This window comes from Actinoallomurus iriomotensis (assembly GCF_030269445.1).
Classification (GTDB): domain Bacteria; phylum Actinomycetota; class Actinomycetes; order Streptosporangiales; family Streptosporangiaceae; genus Actinoallomurus; species Actinoallomurus iriomotensis.
Genome location: NZ_BSTJ01000008.1, coordinates 402,928 through 422,133, shown reverse-complemented (window position 1 = coordinate 422,133; position 19,206 = coordinate 402,928). Strand labels below are relative to the sequence as shown.

General features: G+C 71.1%; 17 protein-coding genes. 4 read left to right on the top strand and 13 right to left on the bottom strand.

All coding sequences use genetic code 11. The annotated features are described in order from the left end of the window. Positions 1-12: 12 nt before the first annotated feature. From QSK37_RS31565 to QSK37_RS31535, 7 genes are all read right to left on the bottom strand, one after another. Complete coding sequence (locus QSK37_RS31565; RefSeq protein WP_285628527.1) at positions 13-762, bottom strand: class I SAM-dependent methyltransferase; 750 nt, start codon at positions 760-762, stop codon at positions 13-15. Between the two features lie 77 nt (positions 763-839). After that, positions 840-2,054, bottom strand: coding sequence for a CaiB/BaiF CoA transferase family protein (locus QSK37_RS31560; protein ID WP_285628524.1), 1,215 nt, complete (start codon positions 2,052-2,054; stop codon positions 840-842). A 24-nt stretch (positions 2,055-2,078) separates the two neighbouring features. Continuing rightward, complete coding sequence (locus QSK37_RS31555) at positions 2,079-3,272, bottom strand: acyl-CoA dehydrogenase family protein (protein WP_285628521.1); 1,194 nt, start codon at positions 3,270-3,272, stop codon at positions 2,079-2,081. After that, positions 3,269-3,913 carry a carboxymuconolactone decarboxylase family protein gene (locus QSK37_RS31550; RefSeq protein ID WP_285628519.1) on the bottom strand — a complete coding sequence of 215 codons (645 nt, stop codon included), beginning with the start codon at positions 3,911-3,913 and terminating at the stop codon, positions 3,269-3,271. Before QSK37_RS31550 ends, QSK37_RS31555 begins: the two co-directional genes overlap by 4 nt. Positions 3,914-3,925: 12 nt before the next feature. Next, positions 3,926-4,492: a VOC family protein gene (locus QSK37_RS31545; protein ID WP_285581576.1), complete on the bottom strand. Its 567-nt coding sequence runs from the start codon at positions 4,490-4,492 to the stop codon at positions 3,926-3,928. Between the two features lie 6 nt (positions 4,493-4,498). Beyond that, on the bottom strand, positions 4,499-6,028 hold the full coding sequence (locus tag QSK37_RS31540) for a class I adenylate-forming enzyme family protein (RefSeq protein ID WP_285628517.1): 1,530 nt from the start codon (positions 6,026-6,028) through the stop codon (positions 4,499-4,501). 10 nt (positions 6,029-6,038) lie between these two features. Next, entirely contained in the window at positions 6,039-6,965 is a 927-nt protein-coding gene (locus QSK37_RS31535; RefSeq protein WP_285628515.1) for a cyclase family protein, read from the bottom strand. A gap of 121 nt (positions 6,966-7,086) precedes the next feature. Here QSK37_RS31535 and QSK37_RS31530 point away from each other — a divergent pair, with 121 nt between their 5' ends. The 3 genes from QSK37_RS31530 to QSK37_RS31520 are packed head-to-tail and all read left to right on the top strand — an operon-like array spanning position 7,087 to position 9,474. Next, entirely contained in the window at positions 7,087-7,704 is a 618-nt protein-coding gene (locus tag QSK37_RS31530) for a TetR/AcrR family transcriptional regulator (protein WP_285628512.1), read from the top strand. Between the two features lie 10 nt (positions 7,705-7,714). Then, positions 7,715-8,128 (top strand): nuclear transport factor 2 family protein, encoded by a 414-nt coding sequence (locus QSK37_RS31525; RefSeq protein ID WP_285581568.1) that lies wholly within the window; start codon positions 7,715-7,717, stop codon positions 8,126-8,128. Next, complete coding sequence (locus QSK37_RS31520; RefSeq protein ID WP_285628509.1) at positions 8,125-9,474, top strand: phosphotransferase family protein; 1,350 nt, start codon at positions 8,125-8,127, stop codon at positions 9,472-9,474. Before QSK37_RS31525 ends, QSK37_RS31520 begins: the two co-directional genes overlap by 4 nt. Positions 9,475-9,511: 37 nt before the next feature. Here the strand turns inward: QSK37_RS31520 and QSK37_RS31515 are convergent, their stop codons facing one another. From QSK37_RS31515 to QSK37_RS31500, 4 genes are all read right to left on the bottom strand, one after another. Next, positions 9,512-11,068, bottom strand: coding sequence for a glycoside hydrolase family 13 protein (locus QSK37_RS31515; protein ID WP_285628507.1), 1,557 nt, complete (start codon positions 11,066-11,068; stop codon positions 9,512-9,514). Positions 11,069-11,150: 82 nt separating this feature from the next. Beyond that, on the bottom strand, positions 11,151-12,110 hold the full coding sequence (locus tag QSK37_RS31510; RefSeq protein WP_285628504.1) for a carbohydrate ABC transporter permease: 960 nt from the start codon (positions 12,108-12,110) through the stop codon (positions 11,151-11,153). A gap of 14 nt (positions 12,111-12,124) precedes the next feature. Then, positions 12,125-13,000, bottom strand: a complete 876-nt coding sequence (locus QSK37_RS31505) for a carbohydrate ABC transporter permease (RefSeq protein WP_285628501.1) — start codon at positions 12,998-13,000, stop codon at positions 12,125-12,127. A gap of 156 nt (positions 13,001-13,156) precedes the next feature. Then, positions 13,157-14,539 carry an ABC transporter substrate-binding protein gene (locus QSK37_RS31500; protein WP_285628498.1) on the bottom strand — a complete coding sequence of 461 codons (1,383 nt, stop codon included), beginning with the start codon at positions 14,537-14,539 and terminating at the stop codon, positions 13,157-13,159. 274 nt (positions 14,540-14,813) lie between these two features. Here QSK37_RS31500 and QSK37_RS31495 point away from each other — a divergent pair, with 274 nt between their 5' ends. Beyond that, complete coding sequence (locus tag QSK37_RS31495) at positions 14,814-15,680, top strand: LLM class flavin-dependent oxidoreductase (RefSeq protein ID WP_285628495.1); 867 nt, start codon at positions 14,814-14,816, stop codon at positions 15,678-15,680. Positions 15,681-15,698: 18 nt separating this feature from the next. Here QSK37_RS31495 and QSK37_RS31490 read toward each other — a convergent pair whose 3' ends face one another. Both QSK37_RS31490 and QSK37_RS31485 read right to left on the bottom strand, forming a co-directional pair. Beyond that, a complete protein-coding gene (locus QSK37_RS31490; RefSeq protein WP_285628492.1) occupies positions 15,699-16,739 on the bottom strand; it encodes a LacI family DNA-binding transcriptional regulator in 1,041 nt (346 codons plus the stop codon). A 116-nt stretch (positions 16,740-16,855) separates the two neighbouring features. After that, a complete protein-coding gene (locus QSK37_RS31485; protein WP_285628490.1) occupies positions 16,856-19,156 on the bottom strand; it encodes a discoidin domain-containing protein in 2,301 nt (766 codons plus the stop codon). Positions 19,157-19,206: the final 50 nt, after the last annotated feature.

Genomic DNA, 19,206 nt, shown 5'->3' with positions numbered 1-19,206 from the left:
GTGGGCCGGTTATCAGCTCTTCGTGAGCCGGATGAGGCGATAGACGGGATCCGCGCGCGGCCGGTCCTGGTCCGGAAGTGCCTCGAGCCGCTCGCACAGGGCGGTCAGGTCGTCACCGGCGGCCTCGGCCCAGGCGAACGCACCGCCCAGGAGCCGTTCGCGCCACTGGCGTGGGGTTCGCCCCTGCCCGGTCCCGATGAACTCGGTCTGAGCGGTCACCGTCAGGCCGAGCCTGCTGACCAGGTCGGTCACGCGGCCGGTGGCGTCCGTCTCCGGTGCCGCGTAGGCCGCGCGCACGGGCTTGACCAGTGCGGTGGTGTCGCCGCCGACGGCGAAGACCGCGGCGTTCTTGTCCACCGTCGTGAGCAGTGACCCGCCAGGCCGCAGCACGCGTGCGGCCTCCGCCAGGGCCGCGGCGCCGGCCGGTCCGTTCATCAGGTGGAGGAGCCAGATCATCACCACGGCGTCCAGCGACGCGTCGGCCAGTGGAAGCCTGGTCACATCGCCGATCGTGATCCGGTGGGGCAGTCGCGCCGCGGCGACACGGGCCATCCCCGCGGAGAGATCGACTCCGATGACCCGCCGACCCGGTCCCCCGAGGCGGGCGGTGACGATCCCGGTACCGCATGCGAGGTCGGCCAGCCGCGCGGTGTCGTACGGCAACAAGGCCAGCACCGCGGCGGCCGCCGACGCGGCTCTGGCGTCCCCGCCGCGGGTCGCGTCGTAATGATCGGCTTCGCGGTCGTAGTCCAGCATGCTCATGCCGGACATCCAACACGCTTCGGATCACACCGCGTTCGCCCAGCGCGACGCGGACATCGACACCCAGCAGGTACGGCTCAGATGACGCCGCGTTCGGCCAGGGCGGCGCGCTCCTTCTCGCCCAGGCCCAGCAGGTCGCCGTAGATCTCGGTGTTGTGCTCGCCGAGCAGCGGGCCGAGCGCGCGTACGGTACCGGGCGTCTCGCCGAGGCGGGGAAAGACGTTGTGCATCGGGAGTTCTCCCAGCTCCGGGTGGACGAGACGGATGATGGCCTCGCGGGCGGCGAAGTGGGGGTCGGCGAACATGTCGCGGGCGGTGTAGATGCGGCCCGCCGGTACTCCTCCGTCGTGCAGTCGTGCGAGTAGTTCCTCCACGCCGAAGTTCGCGGTCCACCCGGAGATCAGTTCGTCCAGTTCCGTCATGTTGTGGCCACGTGCGGCGTGCGTGGCGTAGCGGTCGTCGGTGGACAGTTCCGGGTGGTCCATCACGGCGGCCAACCGTTTGAAGACCGTGTCCTGGTTGGCCGCGATCAGCACCATCTCACCGTCCTTGGCGGGGTAGACGTTGCTGGGCGCGACGTTCGGCAACACCGGTCCGGTGCGCTCGCGCTGGTAGCCGGCGACCTCCCACTCGGGCAGGAGTGACTCCATCATCGCGAGTACCGCCTCGTAGATGGCCGAGTCGACGACCTGGCCCCGGCCGGTCCGCCGGCGGCCGTTCACGGCGGCGAGCGCGCCGAGCGCGGCGAACAGGCCGGCGAGTGAGTCGCCGAGGGAGATCCCCGTCCGCGAGGGCGGGCTGCCGGGGTCGCCGGTGACGTGCCGCAGTCCGCCCATCGCCTCGCCGATCGAGCCGTACCCGGCGCGGGGCGCGTACGGGCCGGTCTGCCCGAATCCGGTCACCCGCACCATGACCAGGTCGGGGTTGGTCTCGCGCAGCCGGTCGAAGCCGAGGCCCCAGCGTTCGAGCGTGCCGGGCCGGAGGTTCTCCACGACGATGTCGGCCCGCTCGATGAGACGCCGGGCCAGGTCCTGTCCCTCGGGGGTCCGCAGGTCGCAGGTCACCGACTTCTTGTTGCGCGCGATGATCGGCCACCACAGGGAGCGGCCGTGCGGCTTCTCCCGGCCCCACTGCCGCATCGGGTCGCCCGTGCCCGGCGGCTCCAGCTTGATCACCTCGGCGCCGAAGTCGCCGAGGAGCTGCCCGCAGAACGGGCCCGCGATGAGCTGGGCCATCTCCACGACGCGAAGGTCGGCGAGCGGCCCGGCGGAGGCGGACGAATCGGTCGGCATGCCTTCTTGTCCTTCCGGTAGAACTCAGCGGAGGCCGAACTCCCAGTTGCCGCCGTTCCGGTACTCGCGCAGGACGCGGCGTGCCGCGCTCTGCGTGTGCACCTCGTCCGGGCCGTCGTACAGGCGTGCCTCGCGTGCGTGCCGGTACATCCGGGACAGCGGCAGGTCGTCGGTGAGGCCCGCCGCGCCGTACGCCTGGATGGCCCGGTCGATGACGTTGTGCAGCATCCGCGCGCCGACGACCTTGATCACGGAGATCTCGACGCGTGCCTCGTCGCCGGCGTCGATCCGGTGCGCGGCCTGGAGCGTGAGCAGCCGCGCGGACTGGATCTCGGCGTAGGACTCGAACACGTGCCGCTGCATGAGCTGCTTGTCCGCGAGCGGTCCGCCGAAGGCGCTGCGGGAGTTCAGTCGTTCGCAGAGCAGGTCGAAGGCGCGCTGCGCCTGGCCGAGCCAGCGCATGCAGTGGAAGATGCGGCCGGGGCCGAGCCGCCGCTGCGCGATGCGGAATCCTTCCCCGCGCGGGCCGAGCAGGTTGCTCGCCGGCACGCGCACGTCCTCGTAGGCGACCTCGTAGTGACCGCCGGCGAGGCCGAGCACGGGAAGGTCGCGCACGATCCGGTACCCGGGTGTGTCGGTCGGCACGATGATCATGCTGAACGCCCGGTGCGGCGGCGTGCCCTCCGGCTCCGTACGGCACATGACCGTCGTGTACGCGGCGGCCGCGGCACCGGTGGTGAACCACTTGCGGCCCCGGATGACCCACTCGTCGCCGTCCAGCTCGGCCGTGGTGCGCAGGCCGGTCGGGTCGGAGCCGGCGACGTCCGGCTCGGTCATCGCGAAGCTCGGCGACACCTCCCCCGCCACCATCGGCGCCAGGTACCGCTCGCGCCAGCGCGCGTCGGCGTACTCGTGCAGCATGAGGGAGTCCTGGAGGGTGAACGTGCCGAGGGCGAGCTGGCCCCACTCGCTGCGGCCCTGCACCTCGTTGACGAACACGTAGTCCAGGAACGGCAGGCCGCCGCCGCCCAGTTCGGCCGGGTGCCCGAGTGCCCACAGCCCGGCGTCCTTGGCCTCGCCTCGCAGCTCGCGGAGCTTGTCGGCGGCGGCCGCGCCGCCGCCGACAAGGACCGGCTCGGCGGGCTCGACCCGCTCGGTCATGAAGGCGTACACGGCGTCGCGCACCGGCCGGACGCGCTCGGGCACCTCGAACGTCATCGGCCGTCTCCGGCGATGTCGTCGGCGATGTCGCGCGAGCCGTACCCCTCGGGCGCGGCCACCTCGACGACGGGCTCCTCCACGTCGTCGAACTCCAGCCGCAGCACCTTCGCCATCGTCGCGTGCATGTCGTACAGGCAGGTGATGTAGGTGAGCAGGAGGATCTCCTCGTCGCTGAGATGTCTCCTCAGCACCGCGAAGATCTCGTCGTGCACCCGGCCGCCGTCGAGCACGAGACCGTCGGTGTAGGCGAGCACCGCGCGTTCCAGCTCGGAGAAGCAGCCGGCGGTCTGCCAGTACGCGACGGCCTGGACCTTCTCCTCCGGCACGCCCAGCGCGCGCAGCTGCTTGCAGTGCTGGGAGAAGACGAACCGGCTGCCGCGCGCCCAGCCGGCCCGCGACTGGCCGAGCTCGCGCAGCAGCGGGTCGAGCTTCGCGTCGCGGTAGAGCGCGAAGCCGCGTACGGCGTGCCGGAACACCTCCGGGGACTGGGCGAAGACGGTCCACCAGTCACCGGGTGAGCCGGTCGCGGTGCCGTGGTCGACGGCAGGGTCGCGGTCGGGGCCGAACAGGCGGTCGTAGAAGAACAGGATCCGCTCGTCGGTGACCTCGGCGCGGGGTACCTCTCGCAGGCGGGGCATGAGTCCTCCGGGTCAGGCGTGCGTGGGCGTACGGCGGTCGGCCGCCGTCCTGGGCGTGTGGGAGACGTCGGCGTCGGTGAACTCCCGGGTCCAGCAGGCGAACTCCAGGAGGATGCCGTCGGGGTCCTGGAAGTAGAAGGACCGGACGAACACGCCGTCGTACATCTCGCGGGCGATCCCGGCCGGGCTGTCGTCGTGGTTGAGGATCGGGCTGACCGTGACACCCTTGGCCTTGAGCCGGCGGCGGTACTCCTCGAAGCGCTCGGGCGGCACGGTGAAGGCCACGTGGTTCATCGAGCCGACCGCGCTCAGCAGGTCGCCCTGCTCGGGCCGGCCGGGCGGCGCCGAGATCCCCGGCACGCCGTCGGGCGCGTCGGGGAACCAGAAGAACGCCACGCAGTCGCCGCCGCCGCAGTCGAAGAAGAAGTGCTGGCCCATGCCGCCCGGCAGCTCAATCGTCTTGATCAGCGGCATGCCGAGGACGCCGGAGTAGAAGTCGATCGTCTGCCGCATGTCCGAGCACACCAGGGCGAGATGGTTGATTCCGCCCAGCTCGAACTCGGGGTTCCTTCCGGCCATGCTCACTCACTCCTCTGGGGTGGAGGCGAGGCGCGTGCGCACCTCGCGTTTGAGAATCTTCCCGGCGACGTTGCGCGGCAGCGCGGGCACGAACTCGACCCGCCGGGGCACCTTGTAGCCGCCGAGGTGCTCGCGGCACACGGCCGTGATGTCCTCGGCGGTGGCGTGCGCGTCCGGCCGCAGCGCGACCACCGCGCAGACGCGTTCGCCCCATGCCGGGTCGGGCACGCCGACGACCGCGACCTCGGCCACGGCGGGATGGCGGTGGATGACCTCCTCGACCTCGCGGGAGGCGACGTTCTCCCCGCCCGTAATGATCATGTCCTTCATCCGGTCGACGATGTAGACGAAGCCCTCCTCGTCCCGGCGCACGATGTCGCCGGTACGGAACCAGCCGTCGCGGAAGCTCTCCTCGGTCAGCTCGGGCTCGCGCCAGTACCCGGACATCACCTGGTCGCCGCGGATCACCATCTCGCCGGGCTCACCGGCCGGGACGTCGGCGCCGTCCTCGTCCACGACGCGCAGCTCGGCGAGGTGCATCGGGCGGCCGGCGGCGGCCAGCAGGTGCGTCTCCCCGGCGGCGGCGCGGCGGTGGTCGGCGCGGCCGAAGTGCAGGACGTTGCCGCCCAGCTCGGTCATGCCCATGCCCTGGTAGAAGTCGCAGCGCAGGCGGGCGAGGCCCTCCCGCAGCACCTCGGCCGGGATGGCCGACGCTCCGTAGCCGATGGCCTCCAGAGTGCCCAGGTCGTACCGCTCGATGCCGGGGTGGCGCAGCAGGAAGGCGATCATCGCGGGGGCGAGCCCGGTCTGGGTCACCCGCCACTCCTGGACCAGCCGCAGGAACGTCTCGTTGTCATAGGACCGCATCAGCCCGACCGTGGCGCCGCGCAGGTGGTGGACCACGAGGGCGTAGCCGCCGACGTGGCACAGCGGGAAGCAGAACAGGAAGACGGTCTCGTCGGGCAGCTCCCAGTGCAGCGCCGAGCCGGTGACGCCGGTGGTCAGCGCCCGGTGGCTGAGCATCGCGCCCTTGGGCCGGCCGGTGGTGCCGCTCGTGTACACCAGCCAGGCGAGGGAGTCCTCGTCCGCCCGCGGCGGCTCGGACGCGTCGGCGCCGGCCACCAGGTCGGCGTACGCGACGTCGCCACCACCGTCGAGGCCGACGAGGGTCTTGACGGTGGGCATGGACTCGCGCAGGTCGCGCATGGTGTCCAGGTACTCGCCGCTCACGATGAGCACGGCGGCCTGCGCATGGTCCACGATCGCGGCGATCTCGGCCGGGTGCAGGCGGTGGTTGAGGAAGGTCAGCGCCATGCCGGCCATGGGCACGCCGTAGTAGGCCTCGACGTACTCCGGCCGCGTGCCGGACAGCACGGCCACCCGGTCCCCCGGTGCGGCGACGGTGCGCAGGGCGTTCGCCAGCCGCCGTACGCGGTCGCGCAGCTCGGCGTAGGTGATGCTCTGCTCCTCGAACCGCAGCGCGACCCGCGCCGGGTGCCGGCGCGCGGGGAACTCGATGACGTCGCTGATGAGCATCGGTGTCGCCCTACTTGATCGCGAGGGGGTTGATCGGGGTGCCGATGCCGCGGGTGAACTTCAGCGGCGGCCCGGCGTAGAAGAACTCGTGGACGCCGTCCGCGGCGCAGTCCTCGGCGAGTTCCTCCAGGTCGAGCAGCTCGGCCAGGGTCAGGCCCATGTCGCGGATGAGCACCATGTGCAGCTCGAACAGCGCGCCCTCGCGTTCGCCGGGCAGCACCTCGATCCCCCAGTTGTCCGAGCCGACCACGGCGACGTCGCGGTCGCGCAGCCACTGCGCGGTGGCCAGGCCCAGGCCCGGCTCTCCCGCCATGAACGAGGCCGGGTCCCGCTCGGTGAGGAACTTGCGCCGGTAGCCGGTGCGGAACAGCAGGATGTCGCCCGGCCCGACGGTCACGCCGTGCGCCTCGCAGGCCGCGTCGAGGTCCTCCGGAGTGATCGCGGTGCCCGCCGGGAGCCAGTCGACGCCCTTCAGGCGCGCGATGTCCAGCAGCACCGCGCGGCCGGCGATGCCCCGCGCCTGGTGCTCGATGCCGTTGAACGCCGCGCCCTTGACGGTGACGCTGTCGCCCGGGTGACCGTTGTAGAGCCGGTCGTCGTAGTGGACGTGGGCGAGCCCGTCGTACTGCGAGGCGGCCTGGAGCGGCATGAAGACGTAGTCGTCGGCCCACCGGTAGCCGCCGGGCAGCACCTGTTCCTGGCCGTTCTCCGACATCAGCCGGATCGGATTGATCCGCGCCCCGCCGGGCTGGGGTCCGTCCGAGTCCAGGGGGATGCCGAGGTCGAAGATGTCGCCTCGCCGGACCAGTCCCGCGGCGGCGCGTACCCGCTCGGGCGTGATGAGGTTCGTCGCGCCGCGCTGGTCGTCCGCGCCCCAGCGGCCCCAGTTGCTGACCTTGCTCCCGAGTTCTCGCATGTCCGGCACGGCATCGCTCATGAGGACCCTCCACCGCCAAAAGTTGACTTGACAGTCAGGTCAACTTCTCCGCATCATTGGTCCGCCGACGCCGTACTGTCAAGACCTTGAGGCTGCGGACCCGGGCGGAAGGCGGAAGACGATGGCGGAAGAGAGCACGACGGCGCTGACCGAGCGCGGCGTGCGCACGCGGGAACGGCTGATCCAGGCCGCCCGCGAGGTATTCGAGGAGATGGGCTTCCTCGACACGCGGGTCCGCCACATCACCGAGCGCGCCGGCGCCGCGTACGGCACCTTCTACACCTACTTCGACTCCAAGGAGGCCGTCCTCCGGGAGGTCGCCGACCGGATCTTCGCCGACATGACCGGGCGCGACCGCCTGCCGCTCGGCCCGGACGCCTCCCCGCGGGACCGCGTGAGCCGCGCCAACCGCTCCTACTACACGGCCTACCTGCGCAACGCCCGGATGATGGCGATCATCGAGCAGGTCGCCACGTTCAACGAGGAGTTCCGCGAGATGCGGCGGCGGCACCGCGCCAGCGCGACCGGCCGCTCGGCCCGCGCGATCCGCCGCTGGCAGAGCGAGGGCCTGGTCGACGCGGGCCTGGACGCCGACCTGGCCGCACGCGCGCTCGCCGCGATGGTCGACCACTCCCTCTACCTGCGGCTCGTCCAGGGCGAGGGTGACGACACCGAACGTTTCCTGGACACCCTCGACGCGCTCACCGTCCGCGCGCTGGGACTGGATCGCCTCATCTGAAGGAGCCGCCGTGCACCCGGACCACGAGAAGCTCGCCGCCGGATTCGTCACCGCGATCACGACCGGCGACACCGAGGCACTGCGCCGGCTGTACGCCCCGGACGCGCGGATCTGGCACAACGGCGACGCGACCGAGCAGACCGTCGAGGAGAACCTCCGGACCCTGCGCTGGCTGGCCCGCAACCTGCACGACTTCCGCTACGAGGAGATCCGGCGCGACCCGGCCGCGCACGGCTACGTCCAGCGGCACGTGCTGCGCGGCCGGCTCCCCGACGGCACGGCGATCCAGGTGCCCGCGTGCCTGTTCGTCACGGTCGACGGCGGGCGCATCACCCGGATCGAGGAGTACGCCGACTCGCGCGCCACCGACGCGCTGCGCGCCCACGCCGCCGCCCGCCGCGCGGCGCGAGAGGCGAAGGGGTGAGCCTCGCCGGACGGCTCGCCGCCCGCCTCACGCAGGTCCGCGGCCGGCCGGTGGACGTGACCGGGTTGCAGCGGCTTTCGGGCGGGGCCAGCCGGGAGACCTGGGCGTTCGAGGCGGACGGCGAGCCGCTGGTGCTGCGCCGCGACCCGCCGGCCGCCCCGCAGCCGCGGGAGATGGCCCGCGAGGCCGCCGCCCTGACCGTCGCGGCGCGCGGCGGCGTCCCGGTGGCCCGGCTGGTCGACCACGGCGACGGCGCGGGCACCGTCGGCTCGCCGTATCTGATCATGGAACGCCTCGACGGGGAGACGATCCCGCGCCGTCTCCTGCGCGACGCGCGGTTCGCCGGCGTACGGCCCGGCCTGGCGCGTGAGCTCGGGCGGATCCTCGCCCGCATCCACGCGCTGCCGCCCGGCGAGATCGCCGACCTGCCCGGCGGCGACCCGCTGGCGCAGATCGTCGCCATGTACGAGGCCTTCGCCGAGCCGCGCCCGGCGATCGAACTCGCGTTGCGCCGGCTCGCCCGCGACCGTCCGCCGCCCGGCGGGGACGCCGTGGTGCACGGCGACTTCCGCACCGGCAACCTCATGGTCACGCCCGAGGGCGTCCGCGGCGTCCTGGACTGGGAGCTGACGCACCGCGGCGACCCGGCGGAGGACCTCGGCTGGCTGTGCGTGAAGGCGTGGCGGTTCGGCTCAACGCACCCGGCGGGCGGCTTCGGGTCCCGCGCCGAACTCCTGGCCGGGTACGCCGAGGGCGGCGGCACGGTCCCGTCCGCCGAGACACTGCGCTGGTGGGAGACGTACGGAACCCTGCGCTGGGCGGTGCTGTGCCGGCAGCAGGCCGAGCGCCACCTGTCCGGCGCGGAGCGCTCGGTCGAGCTGGCCGCCCTGGGCCGCCGGGTCTGCGAACAGGAACACGACCTGCTGCTCGCCCTCGGCCTGACCGAGCCGAGCGAGGTCCCCGACCCGCTCACCGAGCGCCCGCCCGGCCCGGCCACGCCACCGCACGACCGGCCCGGCGCCCTGGACCTGATCGAGGCGGTACGGGGGTTCCTCACCGACGAGGTGATCGCCGACGGCGACGAGCGGATGCGCTTCCACGCCCTGGTGGCCAGGTCCGCGCTGGGCATCGCCCAGCGGGAGCTCCTGCTGGGCGATGCTCACCGCGCCGCGCACCACGACCGCCTGGCGGCGCTCGGCCGCCGCGACGACGCCGACCTGGCACGCGCCATCCGCGCGGGCGACCTGGACGACCGGATGGACGAGGTGGTCGCCGCCGTACGCGCCACGGTGACCGACAAGCTCACGGTCGCCAACCCTCGCCACCTGGCCGTACCGGACGCCTGACCGCCGCCACCGGGCGGCAGGCGCGTACGGATCGGTGTCAGAGCAGCCAGACCGCCGTGTCGGAGGGCAGCAGGCCGCCGTCGACCGCGCCGCTGGCCAGGCAGATCTGCTGGTGCTCCGGCAGGCGCACCGGTTCGCGGCCCAGGTTGACCACGCAGGTCAGGCCCGAGTCGCGGGTGAAGGCGAGCACGTCCTCGCCCAGCGGAAGCCACGTCAGCGTGCCGTCGCCGAGCTTGTCCCGGCGGATCCGCAGTGCCGTCCGGTAGAGGTTGAGCATCGAGGACGGGTCCGGCTCCTGCGCCTCGACCGTCAGCGGTCCCCAGTCCGCGGGCTGCGGCAGCCACGGCTCGCCGCCATAGCCGTACGGCGGTGCGTCGCCGGCCCAGGGCAGCGGCACGCGGCAGCCGTCGCGCCCCCGGTCGGTGTGGCCCGACCGCGCCCAGATGGGGTCCTGCAACAGGGCGTCGGGGATGTCCTCGACCTCGGGCAGGCCCAGCTCCTCGCCCTGGTAGACGTAGACGCCGCCGGGCAGCGCCATGGCCAGCAGGGCCGCCGCGCGCGCCCGCCGTACGCCGAGGTCACGGTCGGAGGTCATGCCGTGCTTGCGGTCGCCGTGGTCGAAGGAGGTGTCCGGGCGGCCGTACCGGGTGACGGGCCGGGTCACGTCGTGGTTGGACAGCACCCAGGTGGGCGGCGCGCCGATCGGCGTGTGCGTGGCGAGCGTGTCGTCGATCACCCGGCGCAGCGCGGCCGGGTCCCACGGGCAGGACAGGAAGTCGAAGTTGAAGGCCGTGTGCAGTTCGTCCGGGCGCAGGTAGCGGGCGAACCGCTCCTGGTCCGGCAGCCAGACCTCGCCGATCAGGAACCGGCCGGGGTAGGTGTCGGAGACGCGCCGCCACTCGCGGTAGATCTCGTGCACGCCGTCGCGGTCGGTGTAGGGGTCCAGGCCGTCCGGCTCGGCGTCGGGGTCCTTGATGAGGACGGCCGCCGAGTCGATGCGCACGCCGTCCACGCCCCGGTCGAGCCAGAACCGCAGCACGTCGAGGAACTCCTCCTGTACGGCCGGGCTGTTCCAGTTGAAGTCGGGCTGCTCCGGGGCGAACAGGTGGAGGTACCACTCGCCGTCCGGCACGCGCGTCCACGCGGGACCGCCGAAGATGGACTGCCAGTCGTTGGGCGGACCGCCGTCCACCTCGCGGCCGGGCCGGAACCAGAACCGCTCCCGCGCCGCCGAGCCGGGCCCGGCCGCGAGCGCCTCCTGGAACCACGCGCTCTGGTCCGAGGAGTGGTTCGGCACGACGTCGATGATGATCTTGATGTCGCGCTCGTGCGCCTCCTGGATCAGCTTCTCGGCCTCGGCGAGGGTGCCGAAGATGGGCTCGATGCTGCGGTAGTCCGCGACGTCGTAGCCGCCGTCGGACATCGGTGAGGGGTACCACGGGTTGAGCCAGATGGCGTCGATGCCGAGCTTGGACAGGTAGTCCAGGCGGCCGCGCAGCCCGGCGAGGTCACCAAGGCCGTCGCCGTTGCCGTCGGCGAAGCTCCGCAGGTAGACCTGGTAGATCGCGGCTCCCCGCCACCACGCTTCTTGCATGCTGCGCTACTCCTTCGAGACGACGTGTCGTGGTTCGATCCGTGGTTCGGCCGAGGGACGCACTCGGACCCGCCAGGGCGGATCAGCCCTTGAGGCCGCCGGCGGTGAGGCCGGCCATGATGTTGCGCTGGAAGACGAAGAAGACGACGACCGCGGGAATGCTCGCGATCACCAGCGCGGCGATGAGTACGTTCTGCGGCATCTCCTGGGACAGCTGGGAGATGGCGACACTGACCGGCATCCGGTTCGTGTCGGGCATCACCAGCAGCGGCCAGACGAAATCCTTCCAGACGTTCACCACGGCGAAGATGGACACGACGCCGAGGATCGGCCGGGAGACCGGGAGAATGATCGACCACAGCATGCGTGGCGCGGAGGCCCCGTCGATCGCGGCGGCCTCGAGCAGCTCCGACGGGATGGAGTCGAAGAACCGTTTGAGCAGGAAGATGTTGAACCCGTTGGCGGCGGCCGGCAGCCAGATCGCCCACGGCGTGTTGAGCAGGTTCAGGTGCAGGATCGGCAGGTCGCGTACGGTCAGGTAGGCGGGCAGCAGCAGCACGGTCGGCGGGATCATCAGCGTCAGCAGCATCCCGCCGAGCACGACGTTCCCGAAGATCGGCCGCAGCTTGGACAGCGCGAACGCCGCGCAGACGTCCACGGCGACCTGGATGAGCCAGGCGCCCAGGGCGTAGATGAAGGTGTTGAGCAGGTAGCGGCCCAGGTCCATCTGTTGCCAGGCCTTCTCGTACACCCCCGGGTGCGGATGCTCGGGGAAGACGCTCGGCGGCATCCGGACCAGCTCACCGGACGACTTCATCGCCCCGGTGACCATCCAGTACAGCGGGAAGACGAAGACCAGCGTGAACACCACGACGGTGAGGGTGAGCACGGTCCAGTAGATCACCCGCCCGCGACGGGTCCGCAGGCTGTGCGGCGAGACGAGCGTTCGCGGGCCCGTATCCGCCCGCCGCGGTGAGCGGGCCCGCCGTACGGCGGGGCGGGCGTGCGTCGTACGGACCGGACGGTCCAGGACGTTCGACATCGAGGCTCCCAACCTCAGACCCGGGCGGGCCGGCTGTCCCGGTCATCACGGGAGAGCCGCAGGTAGACGGCGGAGAAGACGACGAGGACGAGCATCAGCATGAGGCCGAGGGCCCCGCCGCCGCCGTAGTTGTTGAAGTTGAAGGCGTACTGGTACATGAGGTAGACGACGCTCACGGTCGCGTTGTCCGGGCCGCCCCCGGTGAGCAGGAACGGTTCGATGAACACCTGCATCGTCGCGATGATCTGCAGCAGGAGCATCACCAGGAGGATCAGTTTGGTCTGCGGGATGGTGATGTGCCGGATCCGGCGCAGCAGCCCGGCGCCGTCGAGCTCCGCCGCCTCGTACAGCTCGGCCGGCACGGTCTGCAGCGCGGCGAGGTAGATCAGCGTGCCGCTGCCCATGTTCGTCCACGTCGCGACGATGACCAGCGAGATCAGCGCGGTCTTGCTCGAGTCGAGCCAGGCGAGCGTGGGCAGGTGGACGAACCGCAGGATCTCGTTGAACAGGCCGGGACCGGGGTTGTAGAACCACTTGAACAGCAGCACCGACACGGCCGGCGGCAGCATGACCGGCAGGTACACCACGAACCGCAGGTAGCCGCGCGCGTGCCGCAGCTCGTTCAGCAGCAGGGCGGTCACGAACGGCACCGCGTACCCGCAGATGAGCGCGAGCAGCGTGAAGATCGCGGTGTTCTTCCACGCGGCGCTGAACGACGGGTCCTGGAAGATCCGGTGGAAGTTCTTCAGGCCGACCCACTTGGTCTCGCCGATGAAGTTGGTCTTCTGGAAGCTGAGGATGACCTCGCGCACGATCGGATACCAGGAGAACAGCGCGAAGCACACGAGAGCGGCGCACAGGAACCCGTACGCGGTCAGGTTGCGCCGCACGCCACGTCCGCGGCGTGCTCTCGCGCTCCACCGCGTACCTCTCGACAGCGAGATGTCCATGTGTCTCCGTTTCTCCCGCTCGTACGGGCCGGTCCGTCGTGCGCAAAGCCTTGGTGCGGGGGCCGGTCCGCACGGTGACCGGCCCCCGCGGCTCTGTCAGTCGGCGTTGGCGAGGATGCCGTTGACCTTGGTCTCCGCCTTGGAGAGCAGGCTGTTGATGTCGGCGTTCCGGTTCGTCAGCACCGACGAGACGACGCCGTCCAGGACCGCGTAGATCTGCTGGGCCTGCGGCGGCTCGAGGCGGTACTTCACCTTCGGGTCGCCGTCGGCGAAGGCCTTGTAGTTCTGCACCGGCAGGTTGGCGTTCTGGGTGCGGACCTGGAGCTCCTCGGCCGCGGGCGGACCGGTGAAGATGTTGGGCTGCGGCAGGCCGACCGGCTGCTTGTCGGCGTTCTTCTGCGCCCAGTCGAACTGGCCCTTGCCCGGCGTGAGGTTCTCGAACTCCAGCCAGAGGATGCCGGCCTTGATCTGGTCCGGGGTGTCCTTGCGGTTGAACATGTAGCCGTCGCCGCCGATCAGGGTGCCCTGGGCGCCCGGCATCGGGGCCAGGCCGTAGTCCTCGAACTTGCCCTGGAACTGGTCCTTGATGGTGGGGATGTTGTCCGGCGCGGACAGGTACATGCCGAGCTTGCCGGAGGCCATCATCGGCTGGACGTCGGCGATCTGCAGGAGCTGCTTGCTGCCCATGCTGTTGTCGGTCCAGCGCATCTGCTGGAGGTTCTGCAGCACGGCGTGGCCCTGCGGGCTGTTGAACGCCGCCTTCTTGCCGTCCGGCGTCACGATGTCACCGCCCTGGGAGTACATCTCCGCGGTGAAGTGCCAGCCGCCCTGGTTGTTCGCGCTGTAGTCGGCGTACCCGACGATGCCGTTGCCGAGGGCCGCGATCTTCTTGGCGTCCGCGCGCACCTCGTCCCAGGTGGCAGGCGGCTGGTCCGGGTTGAGCCCGGCCTGCTGGAAGAGCTTGCGGTTGTAGAGCAGGCCCATCGAGTAGTTCGTCTTGGGCAGGCCCCAGAGCCGGCCGCCGCCCTTGAAGACGTTGAGCAGCTGCGGCTGCAGGTACTGGTAGTTCTTGACGCCGGAGACGTACTTGGTGATGTCGGCCGCCTGGCCGTTCTCGATGATGTTCTTCGCGTCGGTGAGGTAGACGTAGTAGACGTTCTCCATCTGGCCGCCGGCCAGCTTGGCGGTGAACGTCTTGGGATCCTCGCAGGGGAACGCGTCCTTGCTCACGATCGTGATGTTCGGATGCAGCTTCTCGAACGCGGCGACGTCGTTGTCCCACTCCTTGCGCAGCGCCTTGGAGCTCTTCGGCGGCTGACAGCCGACGGTGATCGACACCTTGGTGTTCGGGTCGAGCGGTCCGACGTCGGCGGCGGAGCCGCCCTTGTCGCCGTTGCCACTGCCGCTGCCACACGCGGCGACGCTGGCCAGCGCGGTCACTCCGGCCACCACGGCCGCGAGACGACGTGCTCTCTTCAATGGACTTCCCTCCTGAGCGGCACCCCGAAGGCCGGCAACCTGACGTGTTGCCAGGAAGATACAGAGACGGGCAGGAGAGAGCAAGACACAGTCATATAGATGAAAAAACTGAACAACGCTCGCCTCGTGGCGCTGTTCGCGGGGCACGGAACTCGCGTCACGACCACCTACCTGCGGGGATCCAGTGACGTGGATCACTGGCCGCCGAACGGGGATGCCCGGCCGGTCGGAGCGTCGTGACAGGATCGTGATGCTGGAGGCGCAGCATTCCGGGGTGCGCACTTCGATCAACATTCCGAACTTCGGGGACTTCGCCGACCCGCGGACGGTGGCGTCGGTGGCCGTGGCGGCGGAGCAGGCGGGCTGGGACGCCCTGTTCGTCTGGGACCACCTCACCCACGACCGCCGCCGGCGTCCGTTCGGCGACCCGTGGATGCTGCTGACCGCGGCGGCGCTGGCCACCACGCGGATCAGGCTCGGCACGATGGTCACTCCGGTCGCCCGGCGCCGGCCGCAGCAGCTCGCCCGGCAGGTCGCCACTCTGGACAACCTGAGCGGCGGGCGGGTCATCTTCGGCGTCGGGCTGGGCGATCGGGACGACTTCGCCGGCTTCGGTGAGCCCACCGACCCGCGCGTCCTCGCCGAGCGCCTGGATGAGGGCCTGGATCTGCTGGAGCGTTACTGGACGGGCGAACCCGTCACCCACCAGGGGCGCCACTATCGGGCGGAGGACGTCGCCCTGCTGCCCGCTCCGGTGCAGCGCCCCCGTCCGCCGATCTGGATCGCCGGGTTCTGGCCACGCCGTCGTCCGATGCGACGCGCGGCGCGGTACGACGGGGCGGCGCCCTTGTTCATCTCCGCCACGCACGGCCATGCCCCGCCGGTCGACGAGGTGCGCGACCTGGTCGCCTACGTTCGCGAGGAGCGCGAGGCACGGCAGGGCAGGCCGGCGACGGAGCCCTTCGAGATCGTGGTCGGCGGTGTCAGCCCCACCCGTCCGGGCGAGGCGTCCGAGGTGCTCGGACCGCTGATCGAGGCGGGCGTCACCTGGTGGGACGAACGGCAGCGCATGGACCGCGACGACCTCGACCGCCTCGCTCCGACGCTCGCCCGCGTCGAGCAGGGCCCGCCGGCCGTCTAGTACACCCGGGGTGCTCGGTCAGGCGGTGGTGACGCGGGCCGGGGCGGTGGAGCCGCGGACGACGAGTTCCGGCTCGTACAGGAGCTCCTCCGCGGTGAACGCGGTGCGGTCGATCTGGTTCACGAGCATCTGCACCGCGGCGCGGCCCATGGACTCGATCGGCTGACGGACCGTGGTCAGCGGCGGGTGGGTGCAGTTGATGAACGCCGAGTCGTCGAAGCCCACCACCGACACGTCGTCCGGCACCGACAGGCCGGCGCGGCGGACGGCACGGATGGCGCCCAGGGCCTGGGGGTCGCTCGCGCAGATGATCGCGGTGAAGCCGTTCGCGATCAGCCGGCGGGTGACCGCCTGGCCGCCCTCCAGGGAGAACAGCGCGTGCTCCACGGCCGTGTCGGGCAGGTCGAGGCCGGCCGCCTCGGCGGCGGCGGTGAACGCGGCCAGCTTGCGCCTCGACGGCATGTGGTCCTCCGGGCCGAGCACCAGGCCGATGCGCTCGTGGCCGAGCGAGAGCAGGTGCCCGAACGCCTGGTCCACCGCGACCATGTCGTCGGTCGACACGCGCGGGAAGGTCAGCTCCTCGACGGCGGCGTTGACGAGCACGACCGGCAGCCGCAGCTCGTACAGCCGGTGGTAGTGCTCGTGCGGGGAGTTCGCCTCGGCGTAGTGGCCGCCCGCGAAGACCACGCCCGACACCTGCTGCTCGATCAGCATCTCGATGTAGTCGGCCTCGGACAGGCCGCCGGCGGTGCGGGTGCACAGGACGGGGGTGAAGCCCTGCTGGGCGAGCGCTCCCCCGATCACTTCGGCCAGCGCCGGGAAGATCGGGTTGCCGAGCTCGGGCAGGACGAGGCCGACGAGCCGGGCGCGTTCGCCGCGGAGCTGGGTCGGCCGTTCGTAGCCGAGGACGTCGAGGGCGGTGAGGACCGCCGCGCGCGTCGCGTCGGAGACGCCGGGTTTGCCGTTGAGGACCCGGCTGACCGTCGCCTCGCTGACGCCGACCTTCTTGGCCACTTCGGCGAGCCGGCGCGTCTTCGCTTCCCCGGGTGCACGTGTCACGCCGCAAGCATACGGCCAATGCACGCAAACGGCTTGCACGAATGAACGTCGCTTGCGCTCACGAGTGTCGGACGTCCGGGAGGAGGATGCGTCCAGTCCTCCTCCCGGACGCGTCTCTAGGAGGCGTACACCTCGAACTCGGACAGCTGCCCGGCCGGCCAGCCGGTGTTGGCGGTGATCTCCACGCGCACGTACCGCGTCTTGGCGGCGGTGAAGGAGACCGTGGCCGTGTTGCCGCTGGACGGGTCGAACGTGACGCCGCGCGAGCCGGCGAGCGTCGTGTACGAGGAGCCGTCGGCCGAGCCGAGGATCGACAGCGTCTGCGTGCGCGTCGCCCAGGCCGAGGAGGGCGGCAGCTTCAACACGACCCGGCCGACGCTGGTCGAGGCGCACAGGTCGACGGTGATCCGCTGCGGGAAGGTGTTGTTCGCGCTCTCCCAGTAGCTGTTCGCGTCGCCGTCGACGGCGTTCGTCTCGACGTAGTTCTGCGTGTGGCTGCTCGCGGTGACCGCCTTGCCGCGCGCCACGTTTCCGCTGCCCGGCTGGCAGGTGGGCGGCGGGTCGGTCGGCGGCGGGGTGGTGCCGTCACCGCCCGGGTAGATGTAGTTCGGGTCGGGCCACTGGCCGGTGCAGACGGTGGAGCTCAGGCTCCAGCCGGAGTTGCCGCTGCCGTACGTCGGGGCGAACGAGCCGCCGACGCAGTTGTGGATGTCGACGCCCGCGCCGATGTAGGACGCCGTGACGCCCGTGAACGTCGCGGTCGCCCCCGCCTGCGCCTGGATCATGTACGTCCCGGTGCCGGCGACGTTGACGTTGGTGAAGTTGACGGTGTGCGTGGCGCCGCCCTCGATGAACTGGATGGCCTCGTACGAGCTGTCGATGATGTCGGAGTCGGTGACGTTCACCGTGGCGTTGATCGCCTCGTTCAGCCCGTCGAACCAGAGGGCGCCGACGCCGAAGTGCCAGTTGTAGTCGGAGTTGCCGGCCCGCAGCAGGGCGTTGCGCGCCACCGTGATGGTGCCCGCGACGGCGGTGCCGCTGCCGGAGTTGACGCCCGGATAGCGGTTGGCGACGTGGATGCCGCCGCCGTTGGTGACGGTGTCGGAGACGACGTTGTCGGAGATGGTGAAGTCCCGGCCGCCGTACGTCACGATGTTGTTGGCCAGCACGGGCGCGACCACCGTGTCGTGCGTGAACGAGTCGTTCACGTTCGGCTTGTTCTCGGGCCAGCTCGCCAGGCCGTCGTCGCCGGTGTTCCGTACGAAGGTGTTGGTGACGGTCGAGTTGGTCACGCCGGTGTGGAAGTTGACCCCGTCGGCGGTCTGGTCCAGGATCCGGCTGTTCTTGATCGTGAAGTGGTCCATCGGGCCGTCCATCCAGGCCCCGACCTTGGTGTGCTGGATCCACAGGTCGTCGACGGTGGAGTTGCTCATCGCGCCGCCGAGGCCGTTGACCTGGTCGGCGTCGACCCGCTCGGTGATCTCGCCGATGATGGCGAAGTCCTTCAGGGTGACGTTCTGGCTGGGGCCGCCGTCGGCGACGTACTTGCCGTAGATGCCGGCCGCGCGGCTGCGGTTGTTCGGGTCGCGGCCGGTGAGCACGCTGTACCACGGTCCGGCGCCGGCGAGCGTGACCCCGTCGACGATCACGTGGCCGTAGAGCGTGTAGGTGCCCTGCGGGATGTAGACGACCTTGTTCTGCGCCTTGCCCGCGTCCACGGCGGCCTGGAAGGCGGCGGTGGAGTCGGTGGAGCTGTTCTTGGCGGCGCCGAAGGAGTCCACCGAGAGGGACCCGGCGGGCTGCCCGATCGGCGCGGGCACCGCCTCGAAGTCGGCCAGGTCCACCGTCACCGCGGCGGTCGTACTGCCGGAGGTCTGGATCCGCACCTTGGCGCCGGCGGCGAGCGTCGAGCCGAACATCGTCCGGGTCTCGTCGTAGAAGTGGTGCGGGTTCCCGTCACCCGGGTTGTTGCTGAACGGGTAGCCGCCGTAGTACCAGGAGTACTTCGAGGTGAGGGACAGGTCCTTGAGCTTGGTGCCGTTCACGATGAGGTCGACCGGGGTGGTGATCCCGGCGCCGTTCGCGCCGTCGGGCACGCTGTAGCGCACCGACATGGCGTTGGCCGCCTTCGGGAGGGTGAACTCCACGTACTTGCCGGACCCGCTGAGGGTGACCGCGCGGCGGCCGGACGCCTCCGAGGGCAGGTGGGTGTAGACGCGGTCGGAGCCGACGACCGTGCCGTTGGTGGCCGCGTTCTCGGCCTCCACCTCGGTGAACGGCACGGTCGCGCCGCGCCCGGGGAAGGACCACGGCGTCTCGGCCGTGGTCGCGGCGGAGGCACTCGGCGCGGACAGGGCGGGGACCGCGGCGAGCACGCCGCCGGCGAGGCCGAGGGCGGCCGTCACGGCGAGCGCCATCGCCGTGAGCTTCCGGCGTGGGGTGGGGGGATGACCTGACGTCACCATCG

Excerpts from the sequence above, each read along its gene's own strand:
- QSK37_RS31510 (WP_285628504.1), bottom strand. The coding sequence starts at position 12,110 with ATGTCGAACGTCCTGGACCGTCCGGTCCGTACGACGCACGCCCGCCCC.
- QSK37_RS31535 (WP_285628515.1), bottom strand. The coding sequence starts at position 6,965 with ATGAGCGATGCCGTGCCGGACATGCGAGAACTCGGGAGCAAGGTCAGC.
- QSK37_RS31565 (WP_285628527.1), bottom strand. The coding sequence starts at position 762 with ATGAGCATGCTGGACTACGACCGCGAAGCCGATCATTACGACGCGACC.
- QSK37_RS31485 (WP_285628490.1), bottom strand. The coding sequence starts at position 19,156 with ATGGCGCTCGCCGTGACGGCCGCCCTCGGCCTCGCCGGCGGCGTGCTC.
- QSK37_RS31555 (WP_285628521.1), bottom strand. The coding sequence starts at position 3,272 with ATGACGTTCGAGGTGCCCGAGCGCGTCCGGCCGGTGCGCGACGCCGTG.
- QSK37_RS31515 (WP_285628507.1), bottom strand. The coding sequence starts at position 11,068 with ATGCAAGAAGCGTGGTGGCGGGGAGCCGCGATCTACCAGGTCTACCTG.
- QSK37_RS31540 (WP_285628517.1), bottom strand. The coding sequence starts at position 6,028 with ATGCTCATCAGCGACGTCATCGAGTTCCCCGCGCGCCGGCACCCGGCG.
- QSK37_RS31560 (WP_285628524.1), bottom strand. The coding sequence starts at position 2,054 with ATGCCGACCGATTCGTCCGCCTCCGCCGGGCCGCTCGCCGACCTTCGC.
- QSK37_RS31550 (WP_285628519.1), bottom strand. The coding sequence starts at position 3,913 with ATGCCCCGCCTGCGAGAGGTACCCCGCGCCGAGGTCACCGACGAGCGG.
- QSK37_RS31530 (WP_285628512.1), top strand. The coding sequence starts at position 7,087 with ATGGCGGAAGAGAGCACGACGGCGCTGACCGAGCGCGGCGTGCGCACG.
- QSK37_RS31545 (WP_285581576.1), bottom strand. The coding sequence starts at position 4,492 with ATGGCCGGAAGGAACCCCGAGTTCGAGCTGGGCGGAATCAACCATCTC.